Origin of the sequence: Mycobacterium appelbergii (assembly GCF_032883035.1) — a bacterium.
In the GTDB taxonomy this organism is placed as follows: domain Bacteria; phylum Actinomycetota; class Actinomycetes; order Mycobacteriales; family Mycobacteriaceae; genus Mycobacterium; species Mycobacterium appelbergii.
On sequence record NZ_JAMQTH010000004.1, the window covers coordinates 404,891 to 423,631 of the forward strand.

General features: G+C 66.3%; 21 protein-coding genes. 13 read left to right on the plus strand and 8 right to left on the minus strand.

The window, feature by feature from the left end; all coding sequences use genetic code 11:
* Window positions 1–26 precede the first annotated feature (26 nt).
* Genes M1247_RS12090 through M1247_RS12100 form a run of 3 tightly spaced genes read right to left on the minus strand, consistent with a single transcriptional unit; the run spans window position 27 to window position 2,867 of the window.
* A complete protein-coding gene (locus M1247_RS12090) occupies window positions 27–839 on the minus strand; it encodes a class I SAM-dependent methyltransferase (protein ID WP_317156548.1) in 813 nt (270 codons plus the stop codon).
* Between the two features lie 49 nt (window positions 840–888).
* The gene (locus M1247_RS12095) at window positions 889–2,295 is read right to left on the minus strand and encodes a PH domain-containing protein (protein WP_317156644.1); all 1,407 of its coding nucleotides are present in this window, start codon (window positions 2,293–2,295) and stop codon (window positions 889–891) included.
* Between the two features lie 59 nt (window positions 2,296–2,354).
* Window positions 2,355–2,867 carry a PH domain-containing protein gene (locus M1247_RS12100; protein WP_317156549.1) on the minus strand — a complete coding sequence of 171 codons (513 nt, stop codon included), beginning with the start codon at window positions 2,865–2,867 and terminating at the stop codon, window positions 2,355–2,357.
* Window positions 2,868–2,904: 37 nt separating this feature from the next.
* On the opposite strand from M1247_RS12100, the gene M1247_RS12105 reads away from it, so the two are divergent.
* The 8 genes from M1247_RS12105 to M1247_RS12140 all read left to right on the plus strand — a co-directional run bounded on the left by M1247_RS12105 (window position 2,905) and on the right by M1247_RS12140 (window position 10,778).
* Entirely contained in the window at window positions 2,905–3,828 is a 924-nt protein-coding gene (locus M1247_RS12105) for an SDR family NAD(P)-dependent oxidoreductase (RefSeq protein ID WP_317156550.1), read from the plus strand.
* A gap of 2 nt (window positions 3,829–3,830) precedes the next feature.
* Window positions 3,831–5,018 carry a molybdopterin molybdotransferase MoeA gene (moeA, locus tag M1247_RS12110; protein ID WP_317156551.1) on the plus strand — a complete coding sequence of 396 codons (1,188 nt, stop codon included), beginning with the start codon at window positions 3,831–3,833 and terminating at the stop codon, window positions 5,016–5,018.
* A gap of 35 nt (window positions 5,019–5,053) precedes the next feature.
* Entirely contained in the window at window positions 5,054–5,752 is a 699-nt protein-coding gene (locus M1247_RS12115) for a phosphatidylserine decarboxylase (protein WP_317156552.1), read from the plus strand.
* Entirely contained in the window at window positions 5,749–6,606 is an 858-nt protein-coding gene (pssA, locus tag M1247_RS12120) for a CDP-diacylglycerol--serine O-phosphatidyltransferase (RefSeq protein ID WP_317156553.1), read from the plus strand. The genes M1247_RS12115 and pssA overlap by 4 nt, the downstream gene beginning before the upstream one ends.
* Entirely contained in the window at window positions 6,603–8,822 is a 2,220-nt protein-coding gene (locus M1247_RS12125; protein WP_317156554.1) for an AAA family ATPase, read from the plus strand. The genes pssA and M1247_RS12125 overlap by 4 nt, the downstream gene beginning before the upstream one ends.
* A gap of 34 nt (window positions 8,823–8,856) precedes the next feature.
* The gene (locus M1247_RS12130; RefSeq protein WP_317156555.1) at window positions 8,857–9,600 is read left to right on the plus strand and encodes a hypothetical protein; all 744 of its coding nucleotides are present in this window, start codon (window positions 8,857–8,859) and stop codon (window positions 9,598–9,600) included.
* A gap of 98 nt (window positions 9,601–9,698) precedes the next feature.
* Window positions 9,699–10,433, plus strand: coding sequence for an EspA/EspE family type VII secretion system effector (locus M1247_RS12135; RefSeq protein ID WP_317156556.1), 735 nt, complete (start codon window positions 9,699–9,701; stop codon window positions 10,431–10,433).
* 30 nt (window positions 10,434–10,463) lie between these two features.
* Complete coding sequence (locus M1247_RS12140; protein WP_317156557.1) at window positions 10,464–10,778, plus strand: type VII secretion target; 315 nt, start codon at window positions 10,464–10,466, stop codon at window positions 10,776–10,778.
* A 10-nt stretch (window positions 10,779–10,788) separates the two neighbouring features.
* Here the strand turns inward: M1247_RS12140 and M1247_RS12145 are convergent, their stop codons facing one another.
* Entirely contained in the window at window positions 10,789–11,244 is a 456-nt protein-coding gene (locus M1247_RS12145; RefSeq protein WP_317156558.1) for an SRPBCC family protein, read from the minus strand.
* A 992-nt stretch (window positions 11,245–12,236) separates the two neighbouring features.
* On the opposite strand from M1247_RS12145, the gene M1247_RS12150 reads away from it, so the two are divergent.
* Window positions 12,237–14,174 carry a DUF222 domain-containing protein gene (locus tag M1247_RS12150; protein ID WP_317156559.1) on the plus strand — a complete coding sequence of 646 codons (1,938 nt, stop codon included), beginning with the start codon at window positions 12,237–12,239 and terminating at the stop codon, window positions 14,172–14,174.
* Window positions 14,175–14,177: 3 nt separating this feature from the next.
* On the opposite strand, the gene M1247_RS12155 is transcribed toward M1247_RS12150, so the two are convergent.
* Window positions 14,178–14,363: a hypothetical protein gene (locus tag M1247_RS12155; RefSeq protein ID WP_317156560.1), complete on the minus strand. Its 186-nt coding sequence runs from the start codon at window positions 14,361–14,363 to the stop codon at window positions 14,178–14,180.
* A gap of 120 nt (window positions 14,364–14,483) precedes the next feature.
* On the minus strand, window positions 14,484–15,068 hold the full coding sequence (locus M1247_RS12160; RefSeq protein WP_317156561.1) for a TetR family transcriptional regulator: 585 nt from the start codon (window positions 15,066–15,068) through the stop codon (window positions 14,484–14,486).
* Window positions 15,069–15,089: 21 nt separating this feature from the next.
* Between M1247_RS12160 and M1247_RS12165 the strand changes: the two genes are divergently transcribed.
* Genes M1247_RS12165 through M1247_RS12175 form a run of 3 tightly spaced genes read left to right on the plus strand, consistent with a single transcriptional unit; the run spans window position 15,090 to window position 16,468 of the window.
* Window positions 15,090–15,479, plus strand: a complete 390-nt coding sequence (locus tag M1247_RS12165; RefSeq protein ID WP_317156562.1) for a hypothetical protein — start codon at window positions 15,090–15,092, stop codon at window positions 15,477–15,479.
* Complete coding sequence (locus M1247_RS12170; protein ID WP_317156645.1) at window positions 15,479–15,970, plus strand: SRPBCC family protein; 492 nt, start codon at window positions 15,479–15,481, stop codon at window positions 15,968–15,970. Before M1247_RS12165 ends, M1247_RS12170 begins: the two co-directional genes overlap by 1 nt.
* Window positions 15,971–16,030: 60 nt before the next feature.
* A complete protein-coding gene (locus M1247_RS12175) occupies window positions 16,031–16,468 on the plus strand; it encodes a DUF1707 domain-containing protein (protein WP_317156563.1) in 438 nt (145 codons plus the stop codon).
* Here M1247_RS12175 and M1247_RS12180 read toward each other — a convergent pair.
* The gene (locus tag M1247_RS12180) at window positions 16,435–17,082 is read right to left on the minus strand and encodes a response regulator (protein ID WP_317156564.1); all 648 of its coding nucleotides are present in this window, start codon (window positions 17,080–17,082) and stop codon (window positions 16,435–16,437) included. The genes M1247_RS12175 and M1247_RS12180 overlap by 34 nt on opposite strands.
* On the minus strand, window positions 17,083–18,051 hold the full coding sequence (locus tag M1247_RS12185) for a sensor histidine kinase (protein WP_317156565.1): 969 nt from the start codon (window positions 18,049–18,051) through the stop codon (window positions 17,083–17,085).
* 230 nt (window positions 18,052–18,281) lie between these two features.
* Here M1247_RS12185 and M1247_RS12190 point away from each other — a divergent pair, with 230 nt between their 5' ends.
* A complete protein-coding gene (locus M1247_RS12190) occupies window positions 18,282–18,740 on the plus strand; it encodes a CBS domain-containing protein (protein WP_317156566.1) in 459 nt (152 codons plus the stop codon).
* The last annotated feature ends 1 nt before the right edge of the window (window position 18,741 follow it).

The following is an 18,741-nucleotide window of genomic DNA, read 5'->3' on the forward strand; positions in this document are numbered from 1 at the left end:
CGGTCAGCGCAAGTCAGGCCCCCGGCCTAGGTAAACCCCACCGCCATGAGATGGGGGCTGGCGCCCAGCAGAGCCGGCTCGGCCTCGATTCGTTCGATCGCGCGCAGGGCTGTTGCACGACGTATCGGGTCGTCCAAGGTCGCCTGATCGAGCAGGACCGGCCCCTCGACGGCCAGCACCCTTACGTCGGTGAAGCCGGCCTGCGCCACTTCGGAGCGGAGTTCGTCGGGGAGATGAAAGTACGCCAGGGTGAACCACTCCGGCTTCGCATCGACCTTGGGATTGCGATGTACCCCGCTGTCCAGGTCGTCGACAACGATCGATTCGAACTCGGGATCGTCGAGTGCGCCGGTGCGCAAACCGTCCAGTGTCGATGCGTAGCGTGAAATCGCCGCCGCGAGTAGCACCCCACCGGGCCGAAGCACCCGTTTCGCTTCGGCCAGCGCCCGCCCCCGGTCGACGACGTCGGTCAGGTGGTACAGCGGGCCCAGCATCAGCACCGCGTCGACACTGTCGTCGGCGATGTGTGACAGGTCCCGGGCGTCACCCAACTGCACGCCGGCCAACGGCGCGTCGCCCTGTGCGGCAGAGGCCCGCTGCGCGGCCTCGACGTGCCGGGGTACCGGGTCGACGAGATGAACGCGGTACCCCTGCCGCGCCAGTGGCAATGCGTATGCCCCCTCGGCGCCGCCGACGTCGAGCACCTCGGCCGGCGCGGACGGCAGGTACCGCTTCATCAGGTCGCGGGTGCGGACGGCCTCCATCCGGCCCCACGTCGTGAGCCGATCAGTTTCCACTCCCTGCGCGTAGTGCTGTGCGATGTCGGTGTCGAGCTCCATCCATCCATGGGATCACCGGCACCTGGCGATGTCACTCGATTTTCGGGAGTCAGCCGCGAGCCCGGACCTCGACCCAATGGTTGTCGGCTACCCACGGCGACGCCGCCGCGACGATCGACCAGGCCTGCTCGGCGGGCACGTCGAGCACCTCGTAGCGCTTCTCCCCCGCGGCAGTCGCCGCGATCAGGGTGGCCACCCCGGCGCGGCGTTGCATCAGTGTCTGGCGCACGGTCCAGCCGATGATCCCGGCCGTGTCCAGGCAGTCGCGCCGACGTTCCAGGCTGCCGTTGCGGGCCACCAGCCAGCCATCAGCCACCCGATGCCCGAGGGCCCGCACCCGGTCGGCGGCCAGGAGTGCCGCACACACCGTGACCAACGCCCACGGCAACCACGCCCAGGCCGGCGTTCCGGCGACTGCCAAGACCACACCGGCCACCGCAGGCAGCAGCAGCGCCCTCGTCCAACGCCGACGCACCGCGGCGGCGCCGTGGGTCCGCAGCGGACCGTTCACCGCGTCGGGCCGGTCGATGAGGTCGGCCAGTACGGTCCGGGCCGTGCCGGCCGGGCAGGGCGGCAACAGCAGCGACGCCTCGCCCGCACCGCCGATTCCCGTCATCACCGCGTCCAACCGGGCCCCGCCGAACGCCCGCACCAGCAGCGGCTCACGCAGCGTCCCACCGCGCAGCCGCCGCATGTCGTAGGTGTTCTCGCGCAACCGGAGCAACCCGTGCTGCAGGTGCAGGACGTCGGAATCGCGTCGCAGCAGCAGGTTTCCGTATGTGACGAGAGACCGCAGCACCGACAGCACCACCGAGGCGACCAGCACCACGATCACCGCCACCGCCACGGTCACAAACACTCCGAAACGCTCGGCGGCGTCCAGCCCGGATCGGGCGAGCGTCGAATTCTGCAGTGCCGCACCGGCACCTGCCTGATACACCAGACCGACCGCGGCAGCGATCATGGCCAGGCCCGTGAAACTCAGCGGGCTGTACCGCAGCCACGACAGCTGCCAGCGCGCCAGCACCCGCCCGGTCGGGGCTTCGGCCACCGGCACGGCGTCGGCGAGCAGTATGGCGCGTAACCGCGGCACCTGCCCGGCCTCGACCGCGTCAAGCGCAAACTCGGCATCGCCCTTGGCTTCCTGACCGGTGCTGATCCGCAGCACGGTCAACCCGAGCAACCGGTGCAACAGCCGAGCATCGGTCGATACCGAGCGAATCCTGTTGCGCGGCACCGACAACACCTTGCGCTGCAACACGCCCGTACGCAGCTGCACCTCATCGGGTTCGATGCGATAGGTGGTGGTGAACCATCGCGCCAAGCCGAAGGCGACCGTCAGCACGATCGCCGCGATGGTCCACAGCGGGTTGCCCGTCGCCGAACCCAGCACCACCGACCCCACCAGCAGCGGGATCTGCCCCATGATCTCGTGCACCGGGTGCACAAACAGCATCCGGGTGCTGAGGCGCTGCCACTGCGGCTGCACGGCCGGTTCCGCCGGCGGACCGTCGATCACGTGGCGTCCTGTTCGCCGATGGCGGCGATGTCGGTCAACTGCGCGACGACCCGGTCGGCGACATCGGAATCCAGCGCGACGATACGGACCGCGCCGGCCGAGGAGGCCGTCGTCACCGTCACATTGGCCAGCCCGAACAGCCGGTCCAGCGGTCCTCGGTAGGTGTCCACGGTCTGTACCCGCGAGATCGGCGCGATGCGCCGCTCCTGCACGAGCCAGCCGCTGCGGGTGTAGACCGCGGGTGTTCCGGTGTCCACGCTGATGTCCCAGCGGTGCACCCGGTATCGCCACAACGGCACCACCACGACGAACATCACGATGCCCAGTACCGTCGCGGCCGCGGCCAATCCGTGCAGCCACAGCAGCCGCCGGTCCACGACCAACCACACCAGTTGCGCCACCACCAGAACCGCCCACGGAATCGCCGCCCCCAGCGCCCACACCAACGGCGCCTTACCGCTCGGTGGGCGGGCCGGATCGAGGAGGGTCACACCGGGAGGACTGTCCATGGTTCGAGCATGCCCGACGAAACGTAGAGTTCGAACCATGAGCGCCAACACGAAATGGACCGAGGGCGACGTCCCCGATCAATCAGGCCGGATCGCGATCGTCACCGGCTCCAACACCGGCTTGGGCTATGAGACCGCGCGAGTGCTGGCCGCCAAGGGCGCGCACGTGGTCGTCGCGGTGCGCAACCTGGACAAGGGCCGTGAGGCGGTGGACCGGATCACCGCCGCGGCACCGAAGGCCGACGTGAAACTACAGGCCCTCGATCTGGGCTCGCTCGACTCGGTTCGCGGCGGCGCCGACGCACTCAAGGGCGCCTACCCGCGCATCGACCTGTTGATCAACAACGCCGGCGTGATGTACCCGCCGAAGCAGACCACCGCCGACGGGTTCGAGCTGCAGTTCGGCACCAATCATCTCGGGACGTTCGCGCTGACCGGGCTGCTGCTCGATCACCTGCTACCCGTCGAGGGCTCACGCGTCGTCACGGTCGCCAGCATGGCCCACCGCATCCAGGCGGCCATCCACTTCGATGATCTGCAGTGGGAACGCAGCTACAACCGGGTGGCCGCCTATGGCCAATCCAAGCTGTCGAACCTGTTGTTCACCTACGAACTGCAGCGCCGCCTGGCGGCCAAGGAAGAACCGACGATCGCGGTCGCCGCCCATCCCGGCATCTCCAACACCGAACTCATGCGTCACATCCCGGGATCGGGCTTACCCGGGTTCCGCCAGGTAGCCGGACTGGTCACCAACAGCCCCGCCATGGGTGCGCTGGCCACGCTGCGGGCCGCGACGGATCCCGCGGCACACGGCGGTCAGTACTACGGCCCCGACGGCTTCCGCGAGTTGCGGGGCCACCCGAAGCTGGTGCGGTCCAGCAGCCAGTCGCACGACCCGCAGGTGCAGCGCCGGCTCTGGGCGGTATCGGAGGAGCTGACCGGCGTCAGCTACCCGGTGTAACCATGCGGACTGTCGAAGAACACCAGGCCATCGTCGCGGGGTTGATCAAAGCTCGTGCCCCCCAACGCTTGTCACTGACCGACGCGTTGGGGCTGGTACTGGCTGAGGATGTCACCGCGCCGCTGTCACTTCCGGGTTTCGACAACTCGGCCATGGACGGCTACGCCGTCGTCGCCGACGATGTCGCCGGAGCCTCCGCGGAGCACCCGGTCTTGTTGCCGGTCGCCGAGGACATCCCCGCAGGCCGCACCGATCAGTTGACGCTGAAATCCGGCACCGCACACCGGATCATGACAGGCGCACCGCTACCCGCGGGTGCCACCGCGGTGGTGCCGGTCGAGGCGACCGACGGCGCGATCGACACCGTGACGATCCGCGCTACGGCGAAAATCGGGCAGCACATCCGGCATGCCGGTGAGGACGTCACCGCCGGGAACGTGGTGTTGCGCGCCGGCCAGCTGATCACCCCGGCCGCGCTGGGTCTGGCCGCCGCGCTGGGGCTCGCCGAGCTGACCGTCGTCCCGCGGCAGCGGGTGCTGGTGATGTCGACCGGCACCGAACTGGTGGCGCCGGGCACCCCGCTGCAACCCGGTCAGATCTACGAATCGAACGCGGTGATGCTGGCCGCGGCCATCCGCGATGCGGGCGCCGAGGTGCTCGCCTCGGCGATGTCGGGCGACGATGTCGACACCTTCCGCGCCACGCTGGACCGGCATGCGGCCGATGCCGACCTGATCATCACCACCGGCGGCGTGAGTGCCGGTGCATACGAGGTGGTCAAAGACGCACTCGCGGAGCAGGTCGAGTTCGTGAAGGTGGCCATGCAGCCCGGCATGCCGCAGGGCTCGGGCACCGTGAACGGTATTCCGATCATCACCCTGCCCGGCAATCCGGTCAGCGCGCTGGTGTCCTTCGAGGTCTTCGTCCGCTCGCCGCTGCGCGGCGCCATGGGCGCTCCCCAACCCGGCCGGCCGCGCCGTACCGCGGTGTTGACCGAGGACCTGACCTCACCGCGGGGCAAACGACAGTTCCGGCGCGGCGTGCTGACCGGGGACGACGTCACGAGTTACGGCCCGCCGGCGTCGCATCATCTGCGCTGGCTGGCCTCGGCGAACTGCCTTTTGGAGATCGGCGAGGACGTCATCGAACTGCCCGCCGGGTCGCCCGTCCCGGTGTGGGACCTGAGCTGACGATTCCGACACCCGGCGCACGTAGAATCCTCCCGATGGCCAGACGCCCCGACCTCCAATCCGGTCCAGAACGCCTCGCGGCGCTGGTGCGATCCACCGTTCCGCCGATGCATTCGGCGGGGCTGCCGTTCGTCGGCGCAAGCCTCGCCGTCGCGGCGCTCGGACGCAATCGCCGCTGGGTACGCCGTGCCGGCCTGCTGGCAGCGGGCGCGAACGCGGCGTTCTTCCGGCATCCACACCGCGTCCCACCCACTCGTCCTGGCGTGGTGGTGGCACCCGCCGACGGTCTCGTGTGTCTCATCGAGGAGGCGGCCCCGCCTGCCGAACTCGGCCTGCCCGATTCGCCCATGCTGCGCGTGAGCATTTTCCTGTCGGTGCTCGACGCCCACGTCCAGCGGGCGCCGATCGGCGGTGAAGTGGTGGCCGTGCAGCATCGTCCCGGCCGCTTTCACTCGGCCGAGTTGGAGGCGGCCAGCGAGGACAACGAACGCAACAGCGTCGTCATCCGCACTCCCGAGGGTGTTGCGGTGATCGCCGTGCAGATCGCCGGGCTGGTGGCGCGTCGCATCGTGTGCAACGCGCACGTCGGCGACAAACTGGCCATCGGCGACACCTACGGGCTCATCCGGTTCGGTTCCCGCCTGGACACCTACCTGCCGATCGGCTCGAAACTGCTCGTCACTCACGGTCAGCGCGCGCTGGCCGGCGAAACCGTGCTCGCGGAGCTGCCATGATCAAGGCGCGCGTCAAAACGCCCACGGTGACGTTCCGGATGCTGCCCAGCATGCTGACCGTGGCCGCCATCTGCCTCGGCCTCACCTCGGTCAAGTTCGCCCTGGACGGCCTGGAAACGGAGGCGATGGCGTTTCTGGCGGTGGCCGCGATACTCGATGCGCTCGACGGCCGCGTCGCCCGCATGCTCAATGCCACCTCGAAGATGGGCGAGGAGATCGACTCGCTGGCCGATGCCGTGAATTTCGGTGTCGCTCCGGCGTTCATCGTCTACGCGACCCTGCTGTCCCAGTCTCGCGTCGGCTGGATCGTGGTGCTGCTGTACGCGGTGTGCATCGTGCTGCGGCTGGCCCGGTTCAACGCGATGCTCGACGGCGATCAGCCCGGCTACGAGAAGAACTACTTCGTCGGCATGCCCGCCCCGGCCGGGGCGATCGGCGCGATCGGTCCGTTGGCGGCCAAGATGCAGTTCGGCGACGGCTGGTGGACTTCCGAATGGGCGGTGTCGCTTTGGATGATCGGCGTCTCACTGCTGGTGGTGTCCACGGTGTCGATGCGCAAGATCCACACGTTCGCAGTGCCGTCGAACATGGTGGTGCCGCTGCTGGCATTGGTGGCGCTGGGCGTGGCGGCCTCGGTGTTCTACGGCTACATCGTGATTCTGGTGATCATTCTCGCGTACGTCATCCACATTCCATTTGCGGTGCGCACCAAGGCTTGGCTGCGTGAACACCCCGAATTGTGGGAGGACAAACCCAAACAGCAGAGGCAGGCCCGCCGAGCCATCCGCCGGGCGCAACCGCATCGGCGGTCGGCGGCCCGGCTCGGCCTGCGCAGGCCCGGACCGCGTCGATGACCGAACTCGGCGTCGAACCGGAGCCACCACTGGGTCACCTACGGTTGACCGCCCGGCTCAATACCTCTGCCCTCGACGCCCGCCGCGGAGTTGTCCGCCTGCACCCGGAAGTTCTTGCTGCGTTGGGCATTCGGGAGTGGGACGCGGTTTCGCTGACCGGATCCCGGACCACGGCGGCGGTGGTCGGGCTGGCCGGATCGGGTATCCCGGCCGGTACCGCGCTGCTCGACGACATCACCTTGTCCAACGCCGGGGTGCGGGAGAACACCACGGTGATCGTCTCCCCGGTGACGGTGTACGGCTCCCGTTCGGTGACGGTGTCGGGCTCGACGCTGGCCACGCAGTCCATCTCGTCGGCTACGTTGCGTCAGGCACTGCTGGGCAAGGTGATGACGGTGGGTGACACGGTATCGCTGCTACCTCGCGATCTCGGCCCAGGTACCTCGACGTCGGCGGCGACCAGTGCGCTCGCGTCGTCGGTCGGCATCACCTGGACCTCCGAACTGCTGACTGTCACCGGCACGGATCCCGCAGGACCGGTCAGCGTGCAGCCGAATTCGGTGGTGTCATGGGGTGCTGGTGTCGGTGTCGAACCCGCCGCCGAGCCGGCGCCGACCGGTCGGCACACCATCAGCTCCGCCCGCGCCGAGCCCACGGTGACCTTCGATGACCTCAAAGGGTCACACACCCAGGCAGGCAAGCTCACCGAGTGGCTCAAGCTTTCACTCGATGAGCCGAAACTGTTGGAAACTCTAGGCGCCACACCCGATCTGGGGGTTCTGGTGTCAGGTCCGGCCGGCGTGGGCAAAGCCACCATGGTGCGTGCGGTGTGCGCGTCGCGCCGGCTGATCGAACTCGATGGGCCCGAAGTCGGCGCGCTGCACAGCGAGGACCGGTTACGCAGCGTGGCCTCGGCGGTGCAGACCGTCAGTGACGGTGGCGGGGTGCTGCTGATCACCGACGTCGACGCGTTACTGCCGGCCAGTACCGACCGCCCACCGGAACCGGTGGCGACCCTGATCCTGGGTGAACTGCGCGACGCGGTGGCAACCCGCGGGGTCGCATTCATCGCTACCTCCGCCGTGCCGGAGGGGGTGGACCCGCGGCTGCGCGCCCCCGATCTGTGCGACCGCGAGTTGGGCCTGAGCCTGCCCGACGGTGCCACCCGCAAAGCGCTGCTGGAAGTGCTGCTGCGCGGCGTGCCGTCCTCCGAACTGAACCTCGGCGAGATCGCCGACCGCACACCAGGGTTCGTGGTCGCCGACCTCTCCGCCGTGGTACGTGAAGGCGCCCTGCGTGCGGCCGCCCGCGCCAGCACCGAAGGCGAGGAACCGGCACTGCGGCAGGAGGATCTGACCGGGGCGCTGACGGTGATCAGGCCGCTGTCGCGTTCGGCATCCCAGGAAGTATCGGTCGGTTCGGTCACCCTCGACGACGTCGGCGACATGGTCGAAACCAAGCAGGCACTCACCGAGGCCGTGCTGTGGCCGCTGCAGCATCCGGACACGTTCGCCCGGCTTGGCGTGCAACCGCCACGAGGAGTGCTGCTCTACGGACCACCCGGCTGCGGCAAGACGTTCGTGGTACGGGCCCTGGCCAGTTCCGGACGGCTGTCGGTGCATGCCGTCAAAGGTGCTGAGCTGATGGACAAATGGGTCGGCTCATCGGAGAAGGCAGTGCGCGAACTGTTCGCCCGCGCCCGCGATTCCGCGCCTTCGCTGGTGTTCCTCGACGAAATCGACGCGCTGGCCCCGCGGCGCGGGCAGAGCTTCGACTCCGGGGTGACCGATCGCGTCGTCGCAGCGATGCTGACCGAACTGGACGGCATCGACCCGTTGCGCGACGTGGTGGTGCTCGGCGCGACGAACCGCCCGGATCTCATCGACCCTGCGCTGCTGCGGCCCGGCCGGCTCGAGCGGCTGGTTTTCGTGGAGCCACCCGACACCGAGGCCCGTCGCGAAATCCTGCGCACCGCAGGCAAGTCGATTCCGCTGGCCCCCGACGTTGATCTCGACAGCCTGGCCGGACAGTTGGACGGCTACAGCGCGGCGGACTGTGTTGCGCTGCTGCGCGAAGCCGCGCTGACAGCGATGCGGCGCTCGATCGACGCGGCCGACGTCACGGCCGCCGACGTCGCCAACGCCCGCGAAACCGTCCGTCCGTCACTGGATCCCGCGCAGGTCGAGTCCTTGCGAGAATTTTCGGCCGGGCGCTGAGGAGAGGGCTGGCTGTGGGGAGAGCGGAGTCGGTGTGAAGGCCATTCGAATTTTCTCCATGGTCGCACTGGGATTGCCGACGTTGGCATCCATAGCGTGGGCAATCGTCACGCTAGTTCATGGTGAGTATCTGACGACATTGGTCGCGCTCGGTTCCGGCGCTTTCTGGTTCCTGGGCCTACTCACCTGGATCTTGCTCCCAACAGCCGTTGCTTGGGGTATCTCTGACGCCACCGGGACGACAATCCGGATCGACAAGCGCATAGAGGCGGTAGTGCTGTTGGGTGTCGCTACCGGGACCGTGGCCCTGGGCTTGCTCGCAGGGTTTGGCGCCGCAGGCAAACTCGCCATACCACTGCCACCAGACATCAGCCGGATGTATGCGCTTGTTTTCGCCGGACCGGCAGTGGTCTGCCTCCTCTTGGTGGTGGTGACGTTGAGACGGCCAGGGATCAGTCGCATACGGCTGACGCCCACCGGCTTCGAGTTTGCCGAAGTATTCTCGACCAAGGCCGGCGCATGGTCCGAAGTCACGGATGTCACCAGTGTGGTGCCCGATGACACCGCTGCCAGGAGTCCACTGGTCATGGCTATGGCGAACGACAAGGCCCGGATAGTCAAAGACTCGGCCCTGTTCACACCGGACGGGCGCGCCTTATTGGAGTTCGTCCGGTTCTACTGGCAACACCCCGAGAACCGTGGGGAACTGGCTGACGGCCTGGCGCTCCAACGCCTGCAGACCGTCCAAGGTGAAGTCAAACCCGGCACATCCTCGTGATGTGCGGCCTCGCAGCCCCATAATTTTGATGCACCGCGCAAGCCGAGCGGACCGTTAGGCTCAGTAGGACCGCCACACAGCGAGGAGAAGCACGAGGAATGGGCACCTTTGTAGACGTGTATTCCTCGGCGAACTGGTTCAACGGCCTCGTCAACGATCATCCATCGAGCATGGGTGGAAATGACGGACACGTCGGATGGGGCATGGCCGGCGTCGGCGCCGACTTCGTTGGCTTGTTACAACCTGCCGCACAGGAGTTGGGAACAAAACTAGGGGCCGCGAATGCCGCTAAAGCCGCGGCAACCCCCGTCATCCAGGCCGCCCTGCTGGCGATGATGGGGATGGCTAACACCTGCGGCTTCGGGGATCCAGATACGGGCGAAGCGTTCAATCAGGGATCGGACAAGTTCAAGGAGACCGGTCAGTCCTTGGAAGCGACAATGTCACCTGATAGTTGGGCGGGCGGATCCTCCGATGAGTACGGCAAACGAAATGAGGAACAGCAACATCGGGCAGCGCGGATGGCGGAGATCGATGGCACGGTCAAGGATGCCCTGGCGAATGAAGCCGAACAGATCGATGTCACCCGCAAGATGTTGGACCGATGCCAGACAACTCTTGGTTTGTCCATCGTGCCCGCCATCTTGGCGAAGGCGATTGTGCCCGGCGGCCCAGTCATCTCACTTGGCATCGAAATCGCAGCGGTCGCAGCGACAATGCCGTTTGCCTTGAGCCGGTACAAAGACCTGATTAACAATTCCGCGCACAACGCGACGCTGATTCGTCGCGCAGGAGCCGGGTACGACCAGATCGCTGCCGACGCGCAGGCGTGATGATCTGACGACAGGACGGAGCAACTGCATATGAGCGACTTGAAGGTCACCGCAACGGATTTGACAAACCTTGCGAGCTCACAGCGAAACGTGGCCGCAAATATCGAGGCTGCCGAGCGTGCGACCGACGGAGCCACCATGACGGTTGGCCGGACCCACGGTCTCGTATGCTCCTTGAGCATCGCAGCGCTCGGGGAGGCGCAGATGTCACGCACCGCCGCGACCAAGGCGATGAATTCAGTTTCGAATGAGCTTGCCGGGAAGCTGGATACGGCCGCTGCCGATTATTCGCGCACCGATCAGCAGGAGCAGGGAAAGCTCACGGGCCAGATGCCTCCGCGCTGACCGCCGCTCCCTAAGTCTCAGCGAGCGCCGCCAACCGATCGACCGAGGACTGCAGATCGTCGGCCGAGGTAGCGCGAGCTCGGACTTTGCGCTTCTCGTCGGTCAATTGTGACCAGTCGTAGGTGTGCGTGACCACAGTTCGGTTGTCGCCCAACGGCTGTAGCTCCCAGCGCCACAGATGACCGGGTGGCTCTTTCCCCTCTTCACCCGGCCGCCACGCTATGCGGCGGCCCTCCTCGAATTCCACGACGTGGTTCTCCCGGACACTGCCGTTGGTGATAGTCATGGTGAATACATCGCCGGCGGCGCGCACCCGTTGGCCTGCTTGAGCATTCGCCAGGTTCTCATTGCCATCCCACCGCGGTTGCTGCGACGGGTCTGCGATCAGCTCGAAGAGCGTCTCCACTGGTGCGGCGATCTCCCGACTTGCCGTTACCACTTGCTGAACGTCGGCATTGTCATCCATGCGTCAGACCTTACCGACTGTATCTACATCATATGCAAAGGCCGAGATGGACACATTCACCAGAAGATTCGGGATTGCGGTCACGCTGGTCTTTATGGCGATGTTAGCAATCTGGGCAGTGAGCGCGGGAATACAGTTTTCACTTGTCACGATAGTCGTTGCACTCGGCCTGTCACTGACCTGCGTCTACTCGGTCTCCATGATGGTGGAATCGAAAACGGTAGCATTTCAAGCATCATTCGACGCCACCGGGACCCGCATATTGCCCGATAAAGCAATTGAAAAGAATCTGCGCCGGCTAATCATCGCGGGAACGATCTCCACCTGGCTGATGCCTATTTCCTGGCAGCGGGGCCTGTCCCAACATGGTGCTGGATCAAATTATCTACCCAGGGCTCCCTCAGCTATCTGGTTCTCACTACCGAGGGATTTGAATTCACTACGCTACTGCAGCCCAAAGCCGGGAAATGGACCGAGGTCGAGAACGTCACGGACAGATTGCCCACGGAAGGGTACCGCACTCGTCGAGTTGGTCCGGTTCTATTGGCACCATCCCGAGCGACGCGAGGAACTCACCGACGGGCGAGCTATAGAACGCCTCCAGTCTCTGGACGGCCGAATTGACGGTGATCCAACGAAGTGATTCCACTTCCAGTTGCCGCCACGCAATACAACGCCCTTCTTCAAACGGCCACACGACGGATTGCCATTCCTCAGGACATCGGTGACGATTCGGGTGGCCTTGGTGGTGGCACTTCTACCCCGGGACTCGGGCGGTAATTGTCCATGAACCCATCGATCCTCGTGCCGGCTCGCGATCTCGGCGTGGCCTGATGACCCGCCGCCCGCCGTGTTATGTCGACGTCCCGCGTCGAGCACGGTGGGCCCCAAGCCGGGGTCGACGTGTTCGACCACATCGCGAACACCAGCGTCCCCGATAGTCGCCGATGTCCTGAGGCGCGATAGTTCGGCGCGGACTTGTCGGTGGTCGAATGTATGTTCGATGTATGGAGGGTGGTGTGGTCGCGGCGATTGCCGGGTTGCGGGCGGCGTTTGACGCGTTCGCGGCCTGTGAGGTCGGCTCGCTGACCCGTACTGAGCTGCTCGCCGTGCTCGACGAATACGAGACGCTGCGCTCTCAGCTACCCTCCCCGTCGCATCGACTGCTGGCCCAACTGCAAACCGATTGTTCACCGCGGGAATTGGGGGCCAAATCCTGGAACGAGGTGCTGCGGATCCGGTGGCGACTGTCCACCGCTGAGGCCGGCCGCCGCCTGGCCGAGGCGGCCGAGTTGGGGCCGCGGCGCACCCTGACCGGTGAACCCTTACCGCCGCTGCGGGCCGCGGTCGCCGCCGCCCAACAGGCCGGGCTGATCAACGCTGATCACGTGTCCGTGCTGCGCGACGCGATCGGTCGGCTGCCCGGCTTCATCGACCCCACCACCTGTGAGCAGTTTGAAGCCGACCTGGTCCGCGTCGCCGTCGGGGTCGGACCCAAAGAACTCAAAGACACCGCCGAACTGCGGTTGTTTCTGCTCGATCAGGACGGCCCCGAACCCGAGGAGACCGAACGCGAACGCAAACGCGGGGTCACAATGGCCAAACAGGGCCGCGACGCGCTGACCGATCTGACCGCCCGACTGAGCCCCGAACTGGCTGCAGTCATGGAAGTGCTGTTCGCCAAGCTCGCCGCCCCCGGCATGTGCAACCCCGACGACGAGGAACCCTGTACCACCGGGACCCCCACCCAAGCCCAGATCGACAACGATCACCGCAGCCTGGCCCAACGCCAACACGACGCGCTGATCGTCATCGGACGGATCGCGTTGATGAGCGGGGACCTGGGTCAACTCAACGGGCTACCCGTGTCGATCATCATCCGCACCACCCTGCACGATTTGGAATCCCGCGCCGGGATCGGCCTCAGCGGCGGTGGCACCACGCTGCCCATCAACGATGTCATTCGGATGGCAGCCCACGCCAGCCACCACCTGGCGGTGTTCGACCGGGCCACCGGATCCGCGTTGAACTATTTCCGGGCCCGACGCATCGCCTCCCCGGCCCAACGGATCATGCTCATCGCCCGCGACGGTGGCTGCACCAAACCGTGTTGCACCGTGGGTGCCTACGGCAGCCAGGTCCACCACGCCGTGGCGGATTGGGCCGACGGTGGCTACACCAATGTCGATGACATGGCCCTCGCGTGTGGGCCCGACAATCGTCTCGTCCACTCCGACGGCGGCTACACCACCACCATCACCGACACCGGCGAAGTCGAATGGCACCCCCCAGCCGCCCTCGATCACGGCCAAGCCCGCATCAACTACCACCACCGCCCCGAACTCCTCCTCACCCCACCCCAAAACCCACCCCACCCGAAGCCCGAGCCAGAACCGAAGTGCGAGCCAGAGCCGACATCCGAGCCAGGGTCGGAGGCGGAACCCGAACCGGCGCCGGAAGCAGAGTGCGAAGCAGAACCCGAGCCGGAAGCCGAGCTGGGGTGGGACGCAGAACCCGAGCCGAAGTCCGAGCCAGAACGCGAACCGGAACGGCAAGCAGAACCCGAACCGGGGAGGGACGCAGAGCACGAACCGCAGGGCGAGCCGCAGTGGGAAGCGCAACGCGAACCACACGGGGACACAATCGCAGACCTCGACTGGCACCCCGAGTCAATCCCCGTGTGTGACCTCGAAGCGATCCTGGAATGGGACCGCGAGTGGGCCAACATGTATGACCAGCCCACCGAAACCCCACCGAGCACCGCCGACCTCGACCACCCAGAGCCGCTCAACCCATGGACTCCCCTCGACTGGCTCGACGACGACCCCGCGACGATCGACACCAACCCCGACACCTGCGAGTACCCCGACCCCCGGCAAACCACCAGCACCAACTACGCCCACACCAGCAACCAAGCACGCGGACCCTGAAATCTACGCAAGCCCGGGGCTTGCCCCCGACGCCGCATCCCACCAACTGTCGATGACGCCACCGAGATCCAGCCCGGTAGCCACCTCAACGAGCGCCGCCACAACGACACACGGAACACGTGACGCCCACACCTGGAACACCGCACTCGGGCCTGCCCAGTCATCGCGTAGCTCGGCCGCGCAGGTCATGCAGAGCTTGTCCAATGACCTTGCCGTCAAGGCTCAAGTCCGCCGCTACCGAATACACCGGCACCGATCAGCAAGAGGCCGGCAACCTCGGCAATCAAATGCCGCCTCGCTGAGCGTATTTCACCGCAGGGAGAGCAACGCGCGGACGGCCGCGGCCAGGTCTTCTTCCAGCCAGGGCGGTAGTTCGTCGTCGTTGGCGTGCCGCCGCACCGTGGCGTACGGCAGGTCGACCACCGCGCGGGCCATCAAGTCCATCGTCCTGGCGTCATGGTTGCCGTAGAGCTCACGGGCCAGCTCGCGGAGCCGCTCGATGAGCGGGGTATTCATCGTGGCGAGCACGGATTCGAATTCCGCGTCGGGCGCTCCGTCGAGCAGGTCGCTGGGCCGGATGGTCAGCAGCAAGCGGGCGTCTTCGGGCACCTCCGTGGCGAAGCGAACAGCGGCGACGCCCATGGCTACCGCGGCTTCCAATGCTGTTTCGCCAGAGGCCGCCATGGCTCTGGATTGAAAGCGTTCCAGCGCACGTAGCCAGGCTGCGGTGAGGATTCCGTCGCGGTTGCCGAACCGGTGATAGAGCGTGCCCGCCGGGGCGCCGCTGGCTTTCGCGATGGCCGCGACGCTGGCCGCCCGCGGCCCCTCGGCCAATACCAGCGCACGCGTTGCGTCGAGGATCACAGCGGTCTCATGCTTCCGCGGAGGTGCCACGATCTAGTACAGTCCTTCTATATGGAACGTTTACCCTATATCGATGAGCATGCCATAACCGTCGACGCCGACGCGGCAACAACATGGGCAGCCGTCCTGCGCGTGTTGTGCGACGACCCGGCCGATCCGCGCGCACCGCTCGGATTCGCCATCGGCGAGGCCAAGCCCCGCGAACGCCTCGTCCTCAAGGGCCGCCACCCATTCTCGGTCTACAACTGGGTGTTCGAACTCGATGCACTCACGCCGCATCGCACCCGCATTCGCTCACAGACCTGGGCGGCATTCCCCGGCCTGCACGGCAAGATCTACCGCGCACTGGTGATCGGCTCGGGCGGCCACCGGGTTGCGGTGCAGTGGATGCTCAAACGCATTGCAGGACAGCTGCGGCCACGACCAAAAGTCTCGGCGTGATGCTGAATTGGGGGGCCAGCGGGCCGGAACGCTCGGCACCCCTGCCCTGCGACGCGTTCGCCGCCAGTGCCGCCACCCGGGCCGACCGGGCGATCAGCATCGCGGCACCGCCGTCGACCGTGTTCGGTTGGCTGTGCCAGCTGCGCGTCGCGCCATACAGCTACGACCTGCTCGACAACTTCGGCAGGCGCAGTCCCACGACCCGCAATCCCGACCTGACGCAATTGGCGCCCGGCCAGCGGTTCATGACGATGTTCGCACTGCGGTCATTCGTCGACGGCGAGCACATCACGCTGACTGCCAAAGGAGTGACCGTCAGCTACACCGTGCGGCCCGAAGGCGAGGGGACGCGCCTGCATGTCCGGGTGCTGTTCGACGGACCGCGAATCCTCGGGCGGGCACTCGCGTTGGGCGACGCCGTGATGATGCGTAAACAGCTGCTCACACTGCGGACCCTCGCCGAGCGCGAGGTGGCGACGACGGGATCTTGACGCTGGCAAGTTCGCATGGGATAGTCAACTTGTCACTGCCTAGATAACCGGGGAGCTGCCATGCCCGCCACTGTTGACACCACACGAGCCGGCGACCGCGAACGGGAGAAGACCGCCAACGACCTCGGTCAGGCTCTCGCCCAGGGCTACCTGACCATGGCCGAATACGAGGACCGCCTACACACCGCCTTCGGCGCACAGACCACCGGCGAACTGCGTCAGCTCCTCACCGATCTGCCCGTCGCCCAATTGCGCCGCAACGATCCCCGCCGACGCCAGGCTCAACTGCGGGCCGCGCGAATGAGCGTTCGGCTCCATCTCGCCGCGTACCTCGCCGGATCCCTACTCATGCTTGGGATCTGGCTGGCCGTCGGATTGGGCGGCGGCGCCTGGTACTTCTGGCCGGTCTGGCCGATCATGGGCTGGGGCATCGGTGTTGCGTCGCATGCCATCCCGATCTGGACTCACGGTTCGATGAGGCCGGCCCGGATCGCATAACGGGTCAACGCCAGGCGGTCGCGCAGGCCGAGCTTGGCCAGGATGTTGGTGCGGTGCCGGTCAACGGTTTTCGCGCTGATCGTCAGTGTCGCTGCGATCTCCCGCGTCGAATATCCCTCGGCGATCAGCTTGAGCACTTCTTCTTCGCGAGGCGTGAGGATATTCCCTGGCAGCTCCCCACCCTCCTGCGCGCGGTGCAGGTAGTCGCGGATCAATGCGGTCACCGCGCCCGCGTACAGAAATGGCTCCCCGCGCAGCGTCGCCCGGCAGGCTTCCAGCAGATCGCGGTCAGCCACCGACTTCAGCACGTAGCCGGACGCTCCCGCCTTGAGCGCCTCGAAGAAGTACTGCTCGTTGTCGTACATGGACAGGATCAGGATCCGGACATGCGCGTGCGACCGGTTGATCTCACGCGCGGCCTGCAATCCGGTCATCCGCGGCATGGCGATGTCGAGAATAGCCAGGTCAACCGGTGTTTCATCGAGCGCAGTCAGCGCCTCATACCCGTCGGCCGCCTCGGCCACCACGTGTAAATCGGGCTCGGCGTCGATGATCATCCGCAGCCCGCTGCGCACGAGCGCATGATCGTCGGCCAGCAGGATCCGCGCCGCCACTCAACCTCCTCGCAGTGGGATGACCAGTCGAACCTCGGTGCCACCGTGCTCCGGTGACGTGATGGCCAGCGTGGCGTTCACCAACAACGCCCGCTCCCGCATGCCGTTGATGCCTGCGCCTTCGTCCTGCACTCCGCCACGGCCGTCGTCGGCAACGCGCAACGTCAACTCCGTTGTGCCCATGTGCAAGTCCAACCACACCTTACGCGCCCCGGAATGCCGCGCGACATTGGTCAAACTCTCCTGGGCGATGCGGTAGCAGACCAGCTCGATATCAGGCTTGAGTCGATCTAGTTGAGGCGCAATGTGTTTGACGACGGCAATCCCGGAGGCGTGGGCGAAGTCGCTGCACAGGGCGTTGAGTGCACTGTGCAGTCCGAGGTCTTCGAGCGCATCGGGACGCAGCCGTCGGGCAATGCCGCGCACCTCGTCGAGGCTGGCCCGCACGATCTCCTGGGAATCGGCGAGCTCATCGCGAATCGACGGCGGTGCCCGATCGACGGCGCGTTTCAGGGTCAACAGGGCAACGGTCAGGGTCTGACCGATCTCGTCGTGCAGTTCCCGCGCGATCCGCTGCCGTTCGTTCTCCTGCGCCGCCAGCGCCGACGCACTCGCAGTGGTCCGCTCCGTCTCCAACCGATCCAGCATGGCGTTGAACGACGTGATCAGATGGCGCAGATCGCCGCTGTCCTCGTCGTCGGCCCGGTCGCTGCGCTTGGGCGGATCGACTCGCCGCATCAACGCGGCGAGCCGATCCAGGGGGGCAAGACTTGACCGGAGTAGGAAAGCGTTGGCGGTCAGCATGATCGCCAGTCCCACCAGCAGCACCGGAATCTCGGTGAGCTTGATGCGCGAGGAAACCGTCGCAGGCGACACCGCGAGGATCGACGTGCCCAGGATGAAGATCAGGCCGTTGATCAGAAACACCCGGCGGAACAGCGCCGCCGCCGGGGTCCGCGCCGGTTTCACCTCACCAGCGTGGACCGACCCGACGTCTTTTGTCCATACAGGCGCCATCCCCCCTCGAATGGGTGTCCGCCCCGATAGCCACCGGACAGTACGGGCGCACAGACTGACAACACCTGCTTGGAGGAGCCCGAAAAGGCCAAACGCGGTGGCCGGAATTTTGCACTGCCGTCCCGAACGATCGGAGAGCGAGGACGATGACAATTACCGCCCCAGCGCAATGGAACCAAGACATGCAAGCTCACGAAATCGCCGTACACCCGCCGACCGTGCGCATCGACGACCCGGTATCCAAAGCGGTCCAGTTGATGGTCGTCAACCGGCTGCCCGGCCTGGTGGTGGTCGATGAAGTCGATCGGCCGATCGCGGTGCTGCCCGGAACGCAGGTGCTGCGCCTGACGATTCCCGAAACCTACCGGGACGACCCGGCGTTGGTGCGCACCGTCGACGAGATCCACGCCGACCTGTTCTGGCATGGCCCCGGCAAGCTGACCGTCGGCGACTGCCTCCCCTCCCCCGTCGCCAAACCGGCCACCGTCGCACCCGACGCGACGCTGCTGGAAATCGCCACCGTCATGGCCACCAAACGCAGCCCGCTGATCGCGGTCGTCGATCGCAGCGGCCGACTCACCGGGGCGGTGACACTCGAACGGCTACTGACCAGTCTGGCGGTTGCCGGTCCCAACGACTGAT

Coding starts and splice junctions, on each gene's coding strand:
- M1247_RS12090 (WP_317156548.1), bottom strand. CDS start 839: ATGGAGCTCGACACCGACATCGCACAGCACTACGCGCAGGGAGTGGAA.
- M1247_RS12095 (WP_317156644.1), bottom strand. CDS start 2,295: ATGCTGTTTGTGCACCCGGTGCACGAGATCATGGGGCAGATCCCGCTG.
- M1247_RS12100 (WP_317156549.1), bottom strand. CDS start 2,867: ATGGACAGTCCTCCCGGTGTGACCCTCCTCGATCCGGCCCGCCCACCG.
- M1247_RS12105 (WP_317156550.1), top strand. CDS start 2,905: ATGAGCGCCAACACGAAATGGACCGAGGGCGACGTCCCCGATCAATCA.
- moeA (WP_317156551.1), top strand. CDS start 3,831: ATGCGGACTGTCGAAGAACACCAGGCCATCGTCGCGGGGTTGATCAAA.
- M1247_RS12115 (WP_317156552.1), top strand. CDS start 5,054: ATGGCCAGACGCCCCGACCTCCAATCCGGTCCAGAACGCCTCGCGGCG.
- pssA (WP_317156553.1), top strand. CDS start 5,749: ATGATCAAGGCGCGCGTCAAAACGCCCACGGTGACGTTCCGGATGCTG.
- M1247_RS12125 (WP_317156554.1), top strand. CDS start 6,603: ATGACCGAACTCGGCGTCGAACCGGAGCCACCACTGGGTCACCTACGG.
- M1247_RS12135 (WP_317156556.1), top strand. CDS start 9,699: ATGGGCACCTTTGTAGACGTGTATTCCTCGGCGAACTGGTTCAACGGC.
- M1247_RS12140 (WP_317156557.1), top strand. CDS start 10,464: ATGAGCGACTTGAAGGTCACCGCAACGGATTTGACAAACCTTGCGAGC.
- M1247_RS12145 (WP_317156558.1), bottom strand. CDS start 11,244: ATGGATGACAATGCCGACGTTCAGCAAGTGGTAACGGCAAGTCGGGAG.
- M1247_RS12150 (WP_317156559.1), top strand. CDS start 12,237: ATGTATGTTCGATGTATGGAGGGTGGTGTGGTCGCGGCGATTGCCGGG.
- M1247_RS12155 (WP_317156560.1), bottom strand. CDS start 14,363: ATGACCTGCGCGGCCGAGCTACGCGATGACTGGGCAGGCCCGAGTGCG.
- M1247_RS12165 (WP_317156562.1), top strand. CDS start 15,090: ATGGAACGTTTACCCTATATCGATGAGCATGCCATAACCGTCGACGCC.
- M1247_RS12170 (WP_317156645.1), top strand. CDS start 15,479: ATGCTGAATTGGGGGGCCAGCGGGCCGGAACGCTCGGCACCCCTGCCC.
- M1247_RS12175 (WP_317156563.1), top strand. CDS start 16,031: ATGCCCGCCACTGTTGACACCACACGAGCCGGCGACCGCGAACGGGAG.
- M1247_RS12190 (WP_317156566.1), top strand. CDS start 18,282: ATGCAAGCTCACGAAATCGCCGTACACCCGCCGACCGTGCGCATCGAC.